Origin of the sequence: Acinetobacter sp. LoGeW2-3 (assembly GCF_002688565.1) — a bacterium.
Classification (GTDB): domain Bacteria; phylum Pseudomonadota; class Gammaproteobacteria; order Pseudomonadales; family Moraxellaceae; genus Acinetobacter.
Genome location: NZ_CP024011.1, coordinates 528,942 through 546,874 on the forward strand (window position 1 = coordinate 528,942; position 17,933 = coordinate 546,874).

Below are 17,933 nucleotides of genomic sequence, written 5' to 3' on the forward strand. Positions count from 1 at the left end.
TCTTACCCTCTATCCCAAAAATTATAAAAATTGAACCATTGATATGGCGCACGCATACAATGTTGTTCTAATAAAGCCACGTAACTACGCGTCACCTGCTGCATAGACTGCAACCGTGTTTTACGTGGAAAATTTAATTGCTCTGCAACCGAATGAATATGTACTTCAAAATGCTGCTGCAGGCGATAGCAAAACACAGCCAATACCGGTGCCTTGAGCAAACTTGCCAGAATCCAGGCACCTTGTGGCCAGCTCGCCGGCTTCCCTAAAAAATCAACCGTTTGCACACGATCAGACGCTACTGGCACACGGTCAGCCGCCACGATAATCCATTCACCCTGATCCAGCTTTTCCTGGAGAATTAAAGCAGTTTCTACCCCCAATTCATCGACCGAAATCAAGTTCACATCTGCATGATCATTCAACTTTTTTAGGAATTCATTGAATTTGGTGGCATGCTTCTGATAGACCAGTACATTAATCTTCTGCGGATGTTCCGACTTGATGGCACGCAGCAATTCAATATTGCCGAAATGCGATACTACAATCACTGCACCTTTTTGGTAATGATTACGGAAATGCTCATGTCCATGCAGCTTTAATTGCTGTTCCGGAATATGACCCAGCCAGCCTTCGATCTTGTCGAGAATACATTCCCCAAACTGCATCAAATGCGTATACGTATGAGGCAAACTTGGCATCGTCTTAAAAGGAGATTGATCTCCGGCAAAACGATGTAGGTTTTGCAAATATTGTAGCGATGCCTGACGTGCAGTATTGGAAAATAACCAGTACCACATAATCACGAAGTACAACACAATACGGCATAACCATCTACCACCCAAGCGATAAAAACCCAGCATCAGCATCAATGGCAACATGCCACCCCGCTCACGGATAGCATTCCATTTTTTGGCCTGAGTGTCTGCCACCGGATTTAACCTTTCACCTTGTGATAAACCAGTTTAGGCAAACGAACTAACATGCCCGCAAATAGTCGTGAATGTGCTTTGGTTAGACCCACATTATCTCGCCAGACATTAAAGTGCGAGATGCCATTTTCCGGATAGATCACTCGGGTTGGCACATTGACAAAAGGCACATTCTCCCATTTTAGGCGCACCAGAATTTCGGTATCAAAGCCCATACGTGGCTGAAATTTTGCAGTTTTCAGAATTTTGACTGTACTTGCTAATGGATAGACCCGGAAACCGCACATACTATCTTTAATATCTAGCGACAGGCTATTGATCCATACCCAGATATGGGTTGCATAACGGCCATAGAGGCGTTTCTTCGGCACGGATTCATCAAACACTGGCTGACCAATCACCATCGCTTCCGGATTTTGCTGTGAAGCGTCCAGAAAACGCTGCACATCCTGCCAGTCATGCTGGCCATCAGAGTCCAGCTGCAATGCATGGCTAAAGCCATGTTCAGCAGCATGTAGCAGACCAGTAATCACTGCCTGCCCCTTACCCTGATTGACTTTGTGCTCAACCAGATCAACCAGATCATTTTCAACAGCGATCTGACGCAATAATTGGGTACACTCCGTCCCACTGCCATCATTCACCATAATAATCGGCAGCTGAAAGCTATTCAGATGCTGAACCAAGGCCTGTAGATAATGCGGGTGGTTATACACCGGAATTACAAAACATTGTTTCATCAGCTCAGCCTGTCACCTGTGGTTGTTGCTGTTCCAGTGCAAAGAGTAGACGACCGGATGCCAAAGTTTTATCTCCGAGTTGCAACTCAAAACTGACTTTATGCGCTTTACGCTTCAAAGTGAGCTGAACTGCCATATAGGGACGAATCAAATCCTGGAATTTTAACTGTTCAAAACCATTACACCAGTGCAAATCTGCCCAATTTTGTCGCGCAAAATGCTGGATAAAGCCAATCTGTCCTACACCCGGATAAATTGGATGACCCGGGAAATGCCCCTTGAAACATTCCAGTTCAGGAGTAAATTCAAGCTGGTAATAGATTTGCTCTTCTTCAACCTGATGCTCAAGTACCACGGGTAATTGCATTGGAGAAAACAGCGATTTTAAATATTGTTTATTCAGTTTGGACTGGGCATTTTGCGGCATTTGGCTCAAGAAGCGCCACTGACGTGGAATCGCCATGCTTTCCAGTTTATTTACTAACTGTGCTTTTAACTGCGCTACAAACTTGGCTTTTCCTAAATTTATTAGTTGTGCACGTGCAGTCTCGTTCAAAATCACGACTGCAGCAAGAATCTGACGCTGTTCTTTTTCATACACCAGCACATGGCTTTGCTGCACGCCTTCGACCGTTAATATGCTTTGCTCAATCGCATCCAGACTTAAGCGTTTTTCTTCCAGCTTTACAATCCGATCCAAACGGCCCAATAACTTGAATGTTGACTTGGGATTCTGTGATTCAGTTAGTTCAACTTTATCGCCAGTCAGAATCCAATCCTGACTATAGGCATGATCAGCACGCATCATCAGCTCACTTTGTTCCCCTGCACCGACCTCGACATTGGCAAAAGGTGTCCATAACCCATCATCTGCCTGCCGATGGGCGATCCCACCCGTTTCTGAACTGCCAAACACTTCAGTAATTGGTCTGTTCAGATAAGGACGTACGCCTGCATCCAGCTTGCCCCCGGATGAATAGACCAGCAGGCAATCTTGCAATAGCACATCTGTAGTCCAGCGTTTTAACAGGGCTGGACTGGAAATCACATAATTCGATTTTTCGAATCCTGCAATTTTCTGTTGAATATCCACTACATCTTCAGGAAAGGCCAATTGATGCTGGTAAAAACTGCGACCGCTAGCTAAAGGCCAGAGTAATTTAAATAACAAGCCATAAATATGCTGATGACTCACAGTCGCGATCGCAATCGCATCTACAGGCAGTGCAAAACTGGCATCCAGCCCTGCAACTTCATTAAACAGTTGTTCTAAGGTACGTGGAATTTTTTTTGGTTGACCGGTAGAACCTGAAGTATAGAAATAGACCTGAGCCTGACTTAAAAATGCATCATCTAAATTCAACTGAATGGTATTAGCTTCATGCTGTAGCTCAAAACGCTTAAGAAAATAAATCTTTTCAGCAGCCAATTCACGTTCCAGTTCACTGACCCGGTTCGGTGGCAACAGGACTTGCTTACCTGCTTGTAGTACTGCAAAGAAGAACACCAGAAACTCATAGCTGTCCTGCTCCCAGAGTGCCCAAACTGAAGAGCTTAAAGGCTGAATCTGAGCCGCCTGCTGTTGTACATCCTGCCAGAAATCCTGAAAAGAAACTGGTGTCAGATCTGCTTTTACACAAAGCAGGCGTGATGAATTTACATGGTGCTTAAAATGACAAGACATACTCATTCGCTAATAATTCTATCGTACTATTCTTGCTGCTGATGCAGACGTTGCTGCCGCTTACGCAAGACATATTCCCCAAGTAACAAACATCCCATGAATACATAGGAAATAAAACCGTTATACAGCACCCAGATCCGTGTTGGCGTAAAATATACGGTATACAGAGCAATGGCGGCGTTTAAAATAAAAAAACCACACCACACCACCGTGACTTTTCGAGTCCAGACTACGCCTTCAGGCGGTAAATCCGGCTCTGCTAATCGTGCAAAGCGTTCGATCATCGAAGGCGGTCGTACCAACGTACTGGCAAAAATTACACATGAGCCAATGCTCATAAATACAGGATAGAGCTTTAGCCAGTTCTGATCTTTTAAAATCAGGCTAAGACCACCACATAAAATTGCAAATCCGGTCAAAGGCCATAGTAAAGTATTACCTTTGCTGAATAGTCGAAGTGCTCCGAGCACAATCAGCAATACGCTAACCCAGGCGAAATATCCCTGTGCCAGTCCATAGCCCACTAAAAAGGGATAGAGCACCAAAGCGGTAATCACTATCCCTCTTAGAAGATGTTTCATGCAGCTGACATATTCTGGATCACGGCAACCACATCCTGAACCGTACGGACATTTTTAAAGTCTTCCGGATTCACCTGCTTGCCAGTCAGCTCTTTGATTTTTACAACCAGGTCGATTGCATCAATACTGTCGACATCTAGGTCTGTTGCCAGGTTAGAGTCGAGTTGCACATCTTCAGGTTCGATTTCAAAAAGCTCTTCCATCCACTCGCGCAGTTTTTCGAGTACTTGTTCTTGAGTAAGCATTGCAACCTCTTATGCTGTCTGTTGTGCTTCAACCAAAGCAACCAGGCTTTGAATTGATTGAAAATGCTGTTTGGTCTCAGCTGATTCTGCATTCAAGTGAATGTTATAACGTTTTTTCAGCGCTAAACCGAGTTCCAGAGCATCAATTGAGTCGAGTCCCAGACCATCTCCGAACAGAGGCGCTTCTGTTTCAATATCATCCACTGTGATGTCTTCAAGCACGAGAACATCAATAATCATTTGCTTTAATTCATCAGCAAGATTGCTCATTTTTCAATAACTCTTGGTTAAAAAACTGCTGTAATTTTTGACTCAGGTGACGGACATTTTTCTGATTTACAGAAACATCATCAATCAGCTCATCAATCTCTAAGGCATCCAGCACCCGAACCTTGATATGAAAAGGTTCTGATGGAATGTGATACCACTTTTCATTTTTGGTTAATGTCGACGGCGTGCAGCTAATCATGACCGGACGAATCGGCACATGGGCACGGAGCGCAATATTAGCAGCTCCACGCTGAAAGTCATTCAATTGCTGACCTTTAGCAGTACGTGTCCCTTCAGGGAAAATCAACAAAGAAGCTGCCTGATCTTGTCCAAGGCGGTTTACACAGTCCTGAATAAACTGTTCAGAACCTGCATTCAGGATATAACCTGCATTCTGTACCGGCCCTTTGGTAAATGGATTCGCCCAGAGTGCCTGCTTGACCACGCAGTTGGCACGTTCCATCAACCCAATCAGCACCACCACATCAATCAGGGTTGGATGATTGGCAATCACCAGTTCCTGACGGCTACTCTCCAGCTTTTCCAGCCCTTCGACTTCATAAGTCATAATGCCGAGCTTGACCATCATTTCAGTAAAACCCTTAAAGCTATACTTAATCAGCTGCTGGGTTTTCTGCTGACGCAGTTCCGGATCTTGTTCAGTCAATTTAATCAGTGGAGCAAACAGACTACCAATAGCAATACCACCTACACCAAAGCTAGCAAAACTAAAGCCGGTCGCACCAACACGCCAGACATAATTGGCTTTTTGTTTAATCTGCTGCAATTTCAACATTTATGCCACGCAAGTTTGCTGTGCTCTGAACCTTGCCAGAAAGTCTGGAAAGCCCTTGCTTCCTGAAAATAGTAAGCAGGTGTGGAATATTGGGAAAGATCAATTTCAATATTGGGTTGATTCAAAGACACGACAGCCGCCATGGAAAAGGCATCGAATATCTGAAAATCACGATAGATCGCCGGTAAAGGCTCATCATAATATACCACAAGCACCTTCGCATCTTGCTTCTGGCAAGTTTTTAGCCAGGCATAGGCTTCAACCAAGGCATCATTCCATGATCCTGCCAGACTGGTCGCTGGATTCGCATCCTGACATAGAATTGAATATAGACCTGAAATAGCATTATGTACTGAAGTTGAAAACTGGGTCGGTGATGGAGTTTGGTCTTGCAGAACATCCTTCAAAATACTGAGGGTTTTATGCTCATCTCCATACTGAGATACCCAGACGATATAATCGACACTTTGACCTTCAAGTGCTTGGATCGCGCTATTCAGCGCTATTTTTGCAATCGCAGATAATCGACGGCGCTGCATGGCCGGAATTTTTTCTAAGGCAGGATATGTGGTATTTGCCTGACTCTGTATCAGGTCAGACATGTGCAGTCTGATCATATATGCCTACCCTCACCATATGAAAATTATTTCAATAAAACTTTCAATTTTTGAATGAGGCAAATTATACCATTGGTTATTATTTTCCAACAAAAAATATATTGCACATTATCAAATAACTATAAGTGAATTTTTAGGATAGCTTTAATTCTCTTTCTTGTTAACATGCTCTAAATAGAAAAAGCCCACCAATAAATAGTGGGCTTTTTGTAAGTATATCGATCAGTACAACTAACTGCCTTGAACCAAACGACGGGCACTAATAATGCCTGGTTGTTGTTCTAATCGCGCCAGCAATTTAGATAGTTGCGCCAAACCTTTGACCTCAATCAACAGTTTCATATTGGCAATACCATCTGCTTCTGAAATAGTATTCACCTGACGAATATTGATCTGATCAGAGAAGATCACTTGGGTCAGATCTTTCAACAGACCACGGCGGTCATACGCTTCCACCACAATCTGTACACTTTGACCACGGGTCGGCTGCATTTCCCAATCGGCTTCTACTGCGCGTTCAGGTTCCTGCGAAATCATGCGCACATAATCCGGACAAGCCACCTTATGAATGCTCACCCCACGATTTAGCGTGATATAACCCGCAATAGACTCACCATGTACCGGCTGACAGCATTGAGCTACGTGTAGCTCAACGTTATCCAGACCATCAATCAGGATACCATGTGCAGAAAGTGTATGACTGGCACGTGGATTCAGCGCTGGCTTCAGCACCAGTTCAGGCTCATCCTGATCCAGATGCATATGGCGATTGACCTGATTGATCAGGGCATGCAGGCTGATATCGCCATTCACGATGCCAATCAGAATGTCTTCACCACTTTTCACATTAAAGTGGTTGCAATAATCCCCCAAATCGATTGATTTTGGGTGAATCGCCAGACGTGAAAGTTCCTTATTCAGAATTTCACGACCGACTTCCAGATTCTTACTACGATCCTGCTGACGGAACCAGTGACGCAACTTGTCACGTGCACGAGCCGTCTTGATATAACCCAGTGAATTCACCAACCAGTCACGGTTTGGTTCACGGTCTTTTTTGGTCAGAATCTCGACCTGTTCACCGGTTTTCAGGGTATAGGTCAGTGGTACATAGCGCTGGTTGACACGCGCGGCATAGCACTTGTTACCGACTTCGGTATGTACATGATAAGCAAAATCTAAAACGGTCGAGCCACGTGGTAATTCTTTGATATCCCCATCACGGCTAAACACATAGATCTTTTCAAAGCCTTCAAAATCCTGAATCTGATCAAAATTCTCAGCTTCTGCTTCAGCATCTTTATGTGCACTGGCATCATTACGCTCTTGATAATGCTCCAGTACGGCACGCAGGGAATGCAGACGATGGTTAAAGGAATGGTCAGTGGTTTTCGCCCCTTCCTTATAGTTAAAGTGCGAACACACACCCAACTCTGCCTCTTCGTGCATGTTATAGGTACGGATCTGCACTTCCAGCGATTTGTTTTCAGCAATTACGGCCGTATGCAGTGAACGATAACCATTAGCTTTCGGGTTGGTAATGTAGTCATCAAACTGATGCGGAATATGACGCCAGATCTGATGTACGATGCCTAAAGTGTGATAACACTCAGGGACTGAAGTCACCAAGACACGTACAGCACGGATGTCATAGAGCTGATCAAAGCTCAGATCCTTGCTTTTCATTTTCCGATAAATCGAATAAATGTGTTTTACCCGGCCGGTAATTTCCGCTTCAATGCCATGCTCAGCCAGCTCACTACGTAACTTGTCGATCACGAACTGAATATACTGTTCACGCTCCAAGCGTTTTTCATTCAATAAAGATGCAATTTCTTTATAGCGTTCTGGCGCCAAATAGCGGAAAGCTAAATCTTCCAGCTCCCACTTAAGCTGGGCAATACCAAGACGGTGTGCCAGCGGCGAGTAGATAGTCAGAATCTCGCGTGCAACACGTTCCTGACGATCTCTCGGAGAATTCGCCAGTTCACGTAGTGCATAGGTACGTTCTGCAAGTTTAATCAGTACAACACGGACATCTTCAGTCACTGAGATCAACATCTTGTAGATGCCGGTCAAATGCTCACGCTGGTTATTATTGAAATGATCTTCCAGACGCTTATTGTTTTCAATTAGCTCAGAAAGCTTACCCATCGACAAGGTGCCTTTGACCAAGCCATGCACATTCTCGCCGAATTTCTCTAGTACATCTGAAAGTGGTGTTACCCCTTCACGCACTGAACGATACAGCATGGCTGCAGACAAGGTATCTTCATCGACATGCAAATGGGCAAGGATATCTGCCATCTCAATACCGGTATAGAAGGTATTGGAGCGATGCTGAACCGTGGTTTCTAACTCATTTTCTAAAGTGAGATGGGCGACTTCTTCGAGCTGTTCTAATGGTGCCCCATCTAATATGCCACGCACACGATCTAACCATTCGTTCAGATCCTGCAGGGCTTGTTCGGCATGTTCTACAGTCGTCTCCTGTGACAACTCGTTCAGTCGCCCAGGCAGCTGTTCACGTACTGTGACCATACCATTCTCCTACTTTTATATACATCATCTCTTTAATCGTTTATTTAATTTTCTTTTTCGAACAAGGCAATCGACTCAACATGGCCAGTATGGGTGAACATATCCATCACACCTGCCTTGCTTAGACGATACCCCTGTTGTACCAGCAATCCGGCATCTCTGGCTAGAGTTGCAGGGTTACATGATACGTAAACGATTCTTTTTGCATCAAACTTAGGGATATATTGCATCACTTCTTCTGCGCCTGAACGAGGCGGATCAATCAGCAATGCATCAAAACCCTGATTTGCCCAAGAATGATGCGAAAAATCTTGGGTTAAATCCTGTGAATAGAATGAAAGTTGTGCAAGACCATTTATTTTGGCATTTTCCGCACCACGTTGCACCATTTCTTCACTACCCTCAACCCCTACAACGCTGCCATTAGCACCAACACAGCGCGCCAGCGGCAAGGAAAAGTTTCCTAATCCACAAAACAGATCCAGAACACGTTCTCCTGGCTGTAGTTGTAGCAAATCACATGCCAGTCGTACCATCCGCGGGTTCACTGTGGAATTGACTTGGGTAAAATCTAGTGGATCAAAGCCAAATTCAACCTCAAAATCATCTAGACGATAATGCAGGCGCGCAGGTAATTGCGGTTCATCGATACGAGTCAGTGTGTTTTGACCTGCAGACTGAATATAAAGTTGCCACCCCTTCTGTAACGCAAATTCGCGTAATTGGTTGACATCCTGTTCAGGTAATTGTGCCGTTTCACGAACCACTAATGCGATTTCCTGATCACCCATCGCTAATTCTATATGACCAACGTCCGCCTTACCATTTAGACTTTGGAGCAATTGTTTAAGACGTGTAACCGATCCAAACTCACGATCCAGAATCATGCAGCGGTCAATCGAAGTCAGCCTATTGCTTTGGCTTTCACGAAATCCCACCACCAACTTGTCTTTGCCCGGTAAATAACGCACACCAATACGGGCTTTACGGCGGTAATCTTCACGTTGAGAACGTAATGGCGCGAGCCATTCCACAGGCTGAATACCTGCGAAATGTTGCAGATGGGATTTCAGTACATTTTGCTTCAGTTCAATCTGCGCATCCGGATCGATATGCTGCATATTACAGCCGCCACAAATCCCAAAATGTGGACAAGGCGGTTGCACGCGAATTGCTGATGCTTCACTCAGCAATTCCAGTGAATCAGCTTCTTCCAGCTTTTTCACTTCGCGGGTAATTCGGGCACGAACTGTTTCACCTGGCAATGCATAACGAATAAAGACTTTTTTGCCGTGCTTGTCCGCTGGATGGTCCGGATGTGAACCATAGTGAGCAATGCCACGCCCCTCGTGCGATAGTGACTCAACCTGGAAGATGTATTCGGGTTGCTGCTTGGGCCGTGGTTGAGCTCGATGTTTCATGAAAACCTAATGTGTGGAGATGGGAAAATCAAATTGGGTAAATTCAGTCCGTTGTGAGGTTTCACGCCAGACCGATAAAAAGTCCGCATGCTGCGGTCGCGTTTGCAAATACTGGATCGTGCTTTGTACCAGATGTTGATAATCAGGCAGCAAGAGCTGTCCTTTTAGCAACAACCAGCGAATATAAACCAGCCAGGTATTCAGGACGTCACCTTCACAATAGCTGGTGAGTTTGTCCCATTCCTGATTGCGAACATATTCAGGCACATGATAGCCACCATCACCACGCTTGCCTGGATAACCGAGCAAGTGCGCAACATCATCCAGTTTCTGGAAATGACGAGCATGAAACATGGCCATCACATCCATCAAATCAACATGACGCTGATGGTAGCGGTTCTGATAGTTATTATAGCGCTTTTGCGTATCAATTTCGCCCTGATCAAATAGACTCGGTGCCGACAAGCCATGATACATGGCGCGATAAAGAATCACGGGCAGATCAAATTGTGAGCCATTCCAACTCACTAGAGTTGGATGGCGTTTATCAAAAATCGATAAAAATTTTCGTAAAATTTCAGCTTCTGAATTATTTTCCCGACTAAAGGAAAACAGCTTCATGCCCTGCTCATCAATCCATAGTCCGGAAATACAGACGATTTCATGCAGCGGCAGACGCTGAAAATCGGAACCTGATTCCTGACGACGGAGTTTGGTCAGAGCCTGATCCAGGCTTTCTTCAGGCAGATTCAGGCCAAACAGATGTGCGCCTGACTTAAGATCGGTCTGGGTTTCAATATCAAACGTTAAAACAGGCAGGCGCATAAATAGTTTACTCAGGAATTATTCAGGATCTTGTACAGAGAATAAACCTGTAGACAGATAACGGTCACCACGGTCACAAATAATGCATACGATCACGGCATCCGGATTTTCTTCTGCCAGCTTGATCGATGCCCAAACGGCACCACCAGAAGAAGTCCCCGCACTGATGCCTTCTTTTTGTGCCAGCTTGCGCATGGTACGTTCTGCTTCAATTTGTGGAATATCAATGATGCGATCGATACGGCTACGGTCAAAAATGGTTGGAAGGTATTCTTCTGGCCAGCGACGAATACCGGCAATGCTTGAACCATCAGAAGGCTGTAAGCCAATAATCTGAATATCCGGATTCATTTCTTTTAGATATTTAGACACGCCCATAATGGTACCAGTTGTACCCATCGAGCTGACAAAATGCGTGATTTTGCCACCAGTTTGCTGCCAGATTTCCGGGCCAGTGGTCAGGTAATGTGCTTCGACATTGTCTGGATTACCAAACTGGTTCAGTACCAAACCTTTACCATCATTTTGCATTTGCAATGCCAGATCACGCGCACCTTCCATACCCTGTTCTTTGGTCACTTCAATCAGTTCAGCGCCATAAGCACGCATCGCATCCTTACGTTCCTGACTCATGTTATCTGGCATGATCAGCTTCATTTTGTAGCCGCGCATTGCCGCAACCATCGCCAATGCAATCCCTGTATTCCCACTCGTCGCTTCAATCAGGGTATCACCTGGCTTGATCTGGCCGCGCTTTTCAGCCTGCATGATCATGTTATAGGCTGGGCGGTCTTTTACCGAACCCGCAGGGTTATTGCCTTCGAGCTTCGCTAACACTGTCGCTTGAGTGTGATTTGCCAGACGTTGCAGACGCACCAGTGGCGTTTTGCCTACGTAGTAGTCCAGTAAAAATTCGTCTGCTTGAAAATCAGGGGTTGTATTACTCATTATGTGCACCTATGTCGAGGTGCGGCTATTGTATGAAAATTTGCATTTCCCTGCACCCATTTAGCCGGTCTTTTTCATAAAACTGTCTAAAACTCGTGCAGCATCGTCTGAATATTAAAAATCATCAGTCCTGCCAATATATTATTCATCAACTCATCGCCTTTATTTCAGTATTTCTCAGTCAGAATTAGAGCTTAAAGCCTCTCGTTCTTTAGCATTTTATGCACTATCTATTTGAATATTTTTCATATGCAAATTTAACTTTGAAATGTCTTTTTGAGCTCATCTTGCGAAAAACTTTGATGAAATTTTAACTGAAGATTTAAAGCATGCTAATATGCGGAGCATAAGGAAAACACTGCTTGAATCATGTCAAATATCAATAAAAAGCTGTTTAAACGCCTACACTTAAATCATGCCTATGGCCAGTTGATTGCACTGATCTTTGTGCCAATTACAATTCTAGCCTGTGTGGGTGCAGCCTTGGTTTTGACAGAAACCTCCAATGCAGCACGCGCCCAACAAAAACAGATGGCGATTGCTATTCTGACCCGTTTTCAGGCCACGTCTGAATCTGCGCTAGATATTGTCAACTATTCACCTTGGCAGTATGAACAGGCACGCAGTGCCATGCAGAATATGCTGAATGAAAAGCATTTGCTTCGTGCTGCGATTCTAGATCCCCAAGGTAGAAATCGACTGGGAATTGGCTTTCAGGATCAGGCACCATGGCCAAAATTCAAGCAGGAAGCGACCTTTGTTGGACCGATCCTGAATCAGAATAATCACATTTTTGCGATTCGTATTAATGACAATACGGGGAATCCGGGCTGGCTGGCGATTGAACTGGATAATCAGCCCCTAGAAATCGCCCGCTACCGTGTAATGATCGTACTGATTGCCACAGGTCTGTTGACCTTGCTGTTACTCTTACTGTGTCTAAATTTCTATTCGCGCCGCTGGATTGCACCGATGTATGAAATCCGTATGCAGCTGCAACGCCTGAATGCGGATACTTTGGATCAGCATATGGTCATCAACAGTACCGGGGAATTACGTCTATTACAACGTGATATTGCTAATGTGGTGAAACGTCTTCATTTCAGTTTCTTGGAGCTGCGCGAACATACCGAACAGACTGAAGATGACTTGCGACGTACTCTTGACACGCTTGAAGTGCAGAACATTACTTATCGTCAGGCACGTGACCAGGCGATTTCTGCCAATCAAGCCAAGTCGGTATTTTTAGCTAATATTTCACATGAATTGCGCACCCCTCTTAACAGTATTGATGGCTTTATTCATTTGCTGTTGCGTCAGGGTAATTTAAGCAATGAACAAAGTCTGTATTTACAAACCATTCGCAAATCATCTGCGCATCTGTTGGCGCTGATCAATGATGTACTGGATTTCTCCAAAATTGATGCCGGTAAATTAGAACTCGAAACGGCACTTTTTGATCTTGAAGAAGCGATTTTTGATGTGATGGACATGCTCTCGCCTTTGGCCGCGCAGAAGCATATCGATATGGCTTTCTACTATGCCGACAATGTACCGAAATTCGTCAATGGTGATGCGCTGCGCTTTAAGCAGATCCTGACCAACCTGATTTCCAATGCCATCAAGTTCACCCCAGATGGTGAAATCATCGTACGTGCGCGTATGGAACACGATGATATCGGGCAATGTCTGCTACATTTTAGCGTACAGGATAGTGGTATCGGCCTGAGTGGTACGGATCGCAAAAAGTTGTTTGAATCCTTTTCGCAAGGCGATACTTCAGTTACCCGTCAGTTTGGCGGGACTGGTCTAGGTCTGGCAATTTCCAAGCAGCTGGTGAGTCTGATGCATGGTCAGATCGGCTTTGAAGATAATCAGGAACGTGCCCCTACTGAAAAAGGCTCGACCTTTTGGTTTACCGCCCAGTTTCTGGTGGATGAAGATGATCTCATTGAGCATCCGGACTTTAGTAATCTAACTGTGGTTTCTTATTTGGCGCATCCAGCGACAGCGAATGTGCTGCGTCATTATCTGGAAAACTACAATGTGAAGCATACTGAATGTGCTTCAATTCTGGATCTGTTTAGCCGACTTAATCATCTAAAAGGCACAACAGAAAATACCTGGTTGATCGTCGATCACAGTGGTGACAGTGAGGCCTTACTACAGGAAATCCGTACACGTTATCTTGGTAATCTTGCAGTCTATGGCTATCAAATGCAGCTTGATCCAAACATGCTAAATGAACATCGTGCTCGCGCCCTGTATCAACCACTCAGTCGAAGTGCCCTCATTCAGTTGCTGTCAAACCAGCCAGTATTTGAGCAGGATGTACATGAAGAGTTTAATGGTCAAGGCCTGCATGTATTGGCGGTGGATGATCATTTACCAAACCTGATCGTACTTGAAGCGCTACTGGGTGAACTGAACGTTACCACCACCAAAGCCACCAGCGGGCAGGAAGCGATTGATATTATCCAGCAACGCCATGAACAAGGCTTGCCAGCATTTGATCTAGTGTTTATGGATATTCAGATGCCAGTCATGTCCGGTATGGATACCACTCGTGCCATCCGCTCACTGGAATCCACCTTTGAAAATCATCGACGTTTGCCAATTATTGCGCTGACTGCACATGCCCTTTCAGATGAAAAGCAGAAATTACTTCAAGGTGGTATGGATGACTATGTTACAAAGCCAATCCAGATTGAACAGATTATCCAGATTCTAACCCAATGGACCACAGAAAACTTCCGCAAGGCACCAATGCTGGAACGGGCTAATGTGATTGATGCACTGGACAGCAATATTCTGGACTGGCAGCAGAGTCTGCAACTGGCTGCCAATAAGGAAGATCTGGCAGTAGATCTGCTAAGAATGCTGGTCGACAGTTTTGAAACTGAACTCAATGAAATTGAACAGTTGATTGAGCTGGAAGATTTCCCGCAGCTAGAACACGTATTACACCGACTCTATGGCGCGACCCGATATGTGGGGACACCAAATCTACAACAATTGACTGGCAGCTTTGAGCAGTTTGTCTCTACCCTGCGTAAGGAACGCCGTAAGGCTGATGAAGCATTCGTTCAGGAAGTGATTAAACGCCTTGATGAGCTTAAGGCAGGCATTGATCAAGTAGAACATGCTGCACAACAGGTACTCAGCAAACATGTGATCTAAGGCGCGAGTTAAGGACAATCACAAAGCGTGACTTAAGTGTCATGCACGTGATCTAGCGCTCATGCTATGCTCAGGGCAATAAGAATGAAGGGTTTCGCCATGTCACTGGTTAGTTTAGAAAAAAATAATGGAATTGCTACGGTCAGCTTAAACCGTCCAGACAAACGTAATGCCATGAGCTTTGCGTTATTGCGTGATCTTGTTGCCACAGCCAACAAGATCAAAAAAGATAAAAGCATCCGTTGTGTCATTTTGACGGGTGAAGCACAGGTCTTTAGTGCCGGAATTGATCTCGCTGACTTAAATAATCCAAAAAATCGTGCCTACGCCGCTTGGGAACTATTACGTCCGGGTCAAAGCCTGTTCCAGAAAGCATTTCTGATATGGCAGGAATTACCGGTGCCTGTAATTGCAGCTTTAGAAGGCTATTGCTTTGGTGCAGGTATGCAACTTGCTCTTGCAGCAGACATTCGGATTGCCCACCCAGACACGAAAATGTCAATTATGGAAAGCCGGTGGGGCCTGGTACCGGATATGGGGCTTAGCCGTTCACTAAAAGGCTTAATCGGGCTTGATCTCGCCAAAGAATTGACATTGACTGCGCGTATCTTTGATGGCAATTATGCCAAGCAGATTGGCTTGATCACCCATGTAAATGAACAGCCTTTAGCAAAAGCCCAAGCTTTGGCTGAAGAAATGTTGCAACGTTCTCCAGATGCCTTAATGGCATCTAAATATGTCCTGGATGCGATGGAACATCGACCAAACAAATCACTGCGTATGGAAAAAATCTGGCAGCTCAAATTACTGCTCGGTAAAAACAGCCAGCTGGCGCGCAAGAAAGACAAGAATCCAGACGTTCAATTCCAGCCACGCCAGTATTCATAAGATCACCATCTCAATAGATATCGGATAGCATCATGCAGTTTGATCAAAACACCAAAATCGCATTCCTTGGTATGGGCCTGATGGGCAGCCGAATGGCCAGCCGGCTGATTCAGGCAGGTTTCAAAGTCGCCGTTTGGAACCGGACGACTTCTGCTTGTGATACGTTAATTGCTCAAGGTGCAGTGTTTTTACAGCTTGATAAAATTGCAGATTACCCGGTGATTCTCACCTGCCTGGCGGATGATTCAGCAGTAAAAGCGGTGTATGGACAGATCGAACCGTACTTAACTGCCCAGCAGGTCATTGTGGATTTTTCCAGTTTATCTGTGCAGCAGACGCTCGAACTGGCACAACGTGCACAAGCTCAACAAGTGACCTGGATTGATTCTCCAGTGTCTGGCGGTACTGTCGGTGCTGAACAAGGCAGTCTCGTAGTCTTTGCTGGCGGCGATGAACAGACCATTTCTGCTTTAGCTCCAATTTATGAAGTATTATCCCAGCGCGTGACGCGTATGGGCGATTCTGGTACAGGTCAGGCAACTAAAATCTGTAACCAGCTGATTGTTGCTGCGAATAGTACTTTGATTGCGGAAGCGGTAGCACTGGCTGGTCGTGCTGGCGTAGATACCTCCTTACTTGCACCAGCATTAGCCGGTGGTTTTGCCGACTCCAAGCCATTCCAAATTCTGGCACCGCGTATGGCAACGCAGACTTTTGAGCCAGTGCAATGGAAAGTTCAAACGCTGTCTAAAGACCTAAATAATGCCGTGCAATTGGCTGCAGCCCATAACCTGAATATTCCAGTGGCTTCCCAAGCTTTATCTCAGCTCAAAGCCCATCAAGAGCATGGCTATAGCGAAGCCGATCTGGCAACTGTCATTCAACACGTGCAATAACCTCATTCTCACGATTATTCTTAAATTTAGTGCAAGGAGCCTCAGATGCTAAAACTCGCAGTTAACCTTTCCATGATTTTTACGGAAGTCCCACTGCTGGAGCGCTTTGCCCTTGCCCGTGAGCATGGTTTTGATCATGTAGAAATCCAGTTTCCCTATGAACTGAGTATCGAACAGATTCAGGCACAGTTGACAAAACATCAGCTCAGCCTATGCCTGATCAATGTCCCAGCAGGCGACTTGATGCAAGGCGGCCATGGTTTGGCTGGCATTCCCGGTAAGGAAATTGAATTTCATCAAGCTATGCAACAAGCGATTGAATATGCGACTGCACTGAAAGTACCCAGTGTCAATATTCTGGCAGGTAAGCAACCACTAGATAGTGATCTGCTACCTTGCCTGAATACTTTGGCAGATAATCTGAAAATGGCTTGCTCAATGCTGGCAGATCATGGTATTCAACCAGTCTTTGAGATGGTCAATGGCACAGACATGCCACGCTTTCTGGTACAGAATGTTGCTCAAGCCCAGGAGATGCTTGAAGCAGTCAAACACCCCGCCTTAAAGATGCAATATGACTGTTACCATATGGCAATGATGGGTGAAGATGTACTGGAAGCTTTAAAAGAAAATATTGACACAATTGGACACATTCAATTTGCAGATTGCCCGGGCCGACATGAACCGGGCACTGCCATTATTAATTATGTCGAGATTTTTCAATGGTTAGAGAATAGCCAATATCAGGGCTATGTCGCTGCAGAATATCGCCCTCTAAAGCATTCAGAGGAGTCTTTTGGCTGGAAGACCCGCTTTTTCGCAGATTGATTACAAAGCGAACAATGCGCTGATTTGAAATTTCGGGGCAAAACCGCTATATTAGATCATGCATAATTGTTAGGAAATTATACCCCCCATGAATTTAGAACCATCGCCCAGCGCTTCTAATTCTCACGATCTTACTATGAAATCAAACTCACAGACTGTACAAGACTGCTTGAAAGTCGTGCATGCTGCACTTGAAGATGTAAAGGCCAAAGAAGTTGTTGTGCTTGATGTCAGCGGTATGAGCAATGTTGCTGATGCCATGGTCATTGCAAGCGGTACCTCTACCCGTCACATCAAATCTCTTGCCAACAATGTTGCTGAAGAAGCACGTAAAGCTGGCTTCCGTCCACTTGGCATCGAAGGCGAACGTGATGCTGAATGGATTCTCCTAGACCTCGGATATGTAGTGGTTCACTGTATGCTTCCAACAGCGCGTAAATTCTATGACCTAGAAAGCCTGTGGAGCAGCACTCCTGCAGATTCAGTGGCATAAAACCAGATTCTTAAAAAAGCGGCCCATTGAGGTCGCTTTTTTATTGTC

At 45.0% G+C, this 17,933-nt stretch carries 17 protein-coding genes; 5 read left to right on the forward strand and 12 right to left on the reverse strand.

Going from position 1 to position 17,933, the window contains the following annotated elements; translation table 11 throughout:
* Window positions 1–2: 2 nt before the first annotated feature.
* The 12 genes from BS636_RS02570 to cysM form a co-directional block, all read right to left on the reverse strand.
* The gene (locus BS636_RS02570) at window positions 3–881 is read right to left on the reverse strand and encodes an acyltransferase (protein ID WP_099339586.1); all 879 of its coding nucleotides are present in this window, start codon (window positions 879–881) and stop codon (window positions 3–5) included.
* Window positions 882–937: 56 nt separating this feature from the next.
* Window positions 938–1,672: a glycosyltransferase family 2 protein gene (locus tag BS636_RS02575; RefSeq protein ID WP_099337376.1), complete on the reverse strand. Its 735-nt coding sequence runs from the start codon at window positions 1,670–1,672 to the stop codon at window positions 938–940.
* Between the two features lie 4 nt (window positions 1,673–1,676).
* A complete protein-coding gene (locus tag BS636_RS02580) occupies window positions 1,677–3,356 on the reverse strand; it encodes an AMP-binding protein (protein ID WP_099337377.1) in 1,680 nt (559 codons plus the stop codon).
* A 26-nt stretch (window positions 3,357–3,382) separates the two neighbouring features.
* The gene (locus BS636_RS02585) at window positions 3,383–3,937 is read right to left on the reverse strand and encodes a septation protein IspZ (protein ID WP_099337378.1); all 555 of its coding nucleotides are present in this window, start codon (window positions 3,935–3,937) and stop codon (window positions 3,383–3,385) included.
* Window positions 3,934–4,182 carry an acyl carrier protein gene (locus BS636_RS02590; protein ID WP_099337379.1) on the reverse strand — a complete coding sequence of 83 codons (249 nt, stop codon included), beginning with the start codon at window positions 4,180–4,182 and terminating at the stop codon, window positions 3,934–3,936. The genes BS636_RS02585 and BS636_RS02590 overlap by 4 nt, the downstream gene beginning before the upstream one ends.
* A gap of 9 nt (window positions 4,183–4,191) precedes the next feature.
* Window positions 4,192–4,452: a phosphopantetheine-binding protein gene (locus BS636_RS02595; RefSeq protein ID WP_099337380.1), complete on the reverse strand. Its 261-nt coding sequence runs from the start codon at window positions 4,450–4,452 to the stop codon at window positions 4,192–4,194.
* Window positions 4,436–5,248: a lysophospholipid acyltransferase family protein gene (locus tag BS636_RS02600; protein ID WP_099337381.1), complete on the reverse strand. Its 813-nt coding sequence runs from the start codon at window positions 5,246–5,248 to the stop codon at window positions 4,436–4,438. Before BS636_RS02600 ends, BS636_RS02595 begins: the two co-directional genes overlap by 17 nt.
* The gene (locus BS636_RS02605; RefSeq protein ID WP_099337382.1) at window positions 5,242–5,865 is read right to left on the reverse strand and encodes a beta-ketoacyl synthase chain length factor; all 624 of its coding nucleotides are present in this window, start codon (window positions 5,863–5,865) and stop codon (window positions 5,242–5,244) included. Before BS636_RS02605 ends, BS636_RS02600 begins: the two co-directional genes overlap by 7 nt.
* Window positions 5,866–6,096: 231 nt before the next feature.
* A complete protein-coding gene (locus tag BS636_RS02610) occupies window positions 6,097–8,406 on the reverse strand; it encodes a RelA/SpoT family protein (protein ID WP_099337383.1) in 2,310 nt (769 codons plus the stop codon).
* A gap of 44 nt (window positions 8,407–8,450) precedes the next feature.
* On the reverse strand, window positions 8,451–9,827 hold the full coding sequence (gene rlmD, locus BS636_RS02615; protein WP_099337384.1) for a 23S rRNA (uracil(1939)-C(5))-methyltransferase RlmD: 1,377 nt from the start codon (window positions 9,825–9,827) through the stop codon (window positions 8,451–8,453).
* A gap of 6 nt (window positions 9,828–9,833) precedes the next feature.
* Window positions 9,834–10,652 carry a 3'-5' exonuclease gene (locus tag BS636_RS02620; RefSeq protein ID WP_099337385.1) on the reverse strand — a complete coding sequence of 273 codons (819 nt, stop codon included), beginning with the start codon at window positions 10,650–10,652 and terminating at the stop codon, window positions 9,834–9,836.
* An 18-nt stretch (window positions 10,653–10,670) separates the two neighbouring features.
* Complete coding sequence (gene cysM, locus BS636_RS02625) at window positions 10,671–11,600, reverse strand: cysteine synthase CysM (RefSeq protein WP_099337386.1); 930 nt, start codon at window positions 11,598–11,600, stop codon at window positions 10,671–10,673.
* A 369-nt stretch (window positions 11,601–11,969) separates the two neighbouring features.
* Here cysM and BS636_RS02630 point away from each other — a divergent pair, with 369 nt between their 5' ends.
* From BS636_RS02630 to rsfS, 5 genes are all read left to right on the forward strand, one after another.
* Window positions 11,970–14,780, forward strand: a complete 2,811-nt coding sequence (locus BS636_RS02630) for an ATP-binding protein (RefSeq protein ID WP_099337387.1) — start codon at window positions 11,970–11,972, stop codon at window positions 14,778–14,780.
* Window positions 14,781–14,879: 99 nt separating this feature from the next.
* Entirely contained in the window at window positions 14,880–15,668 is a 789-nt protein-coding gene (locus BS636_RS02635; protein WP_099339587.1) for a crotonase/enoyl-CoA hydratase family protein, read from the forward strand.
* Between the two features lie 32 nt (window positions 15,669–15,700).
* Window positions 15,701–16,564: an NAD(P)-dependent oxidoreductase gene (locus BS636_RS02640; RefSeq protein ID WP_099337388.1), complete on the forward strand. Its 864-nt coding sequence runs from the start codon at window positions 15,701–15,703 to the stop codon at window positions 16,562–16,564.
* Window positions 16,565–16,609: 45 nt separating this feature from the next.
* On the forward strand, window positions 16,610–17,392 hold the full coding sequence (locus BS636_RS02645; protein ID WP_099337389.1) for a hydroxypyruvate isomerase family protein: 783 nt from the start codon (window positions 16,610–16,612) through the stop codon (window positions 17,390–17,392).
* 88 nt (window positions 17,393–17,480) lie between these two features.
* Window positions 17,481–17,885, forward strand: coding sequence for a ribosome silencing factor (gene rsfS / locus BS636_RS02650; RefSeq protein WP_099337390.1), 405 nt, complete (start codon window positions 17,481–17,483; stop codon window positions 17,883–17,885).
* Window positions 17,886–17,933 lie beyond the last annotated feature (48 nt).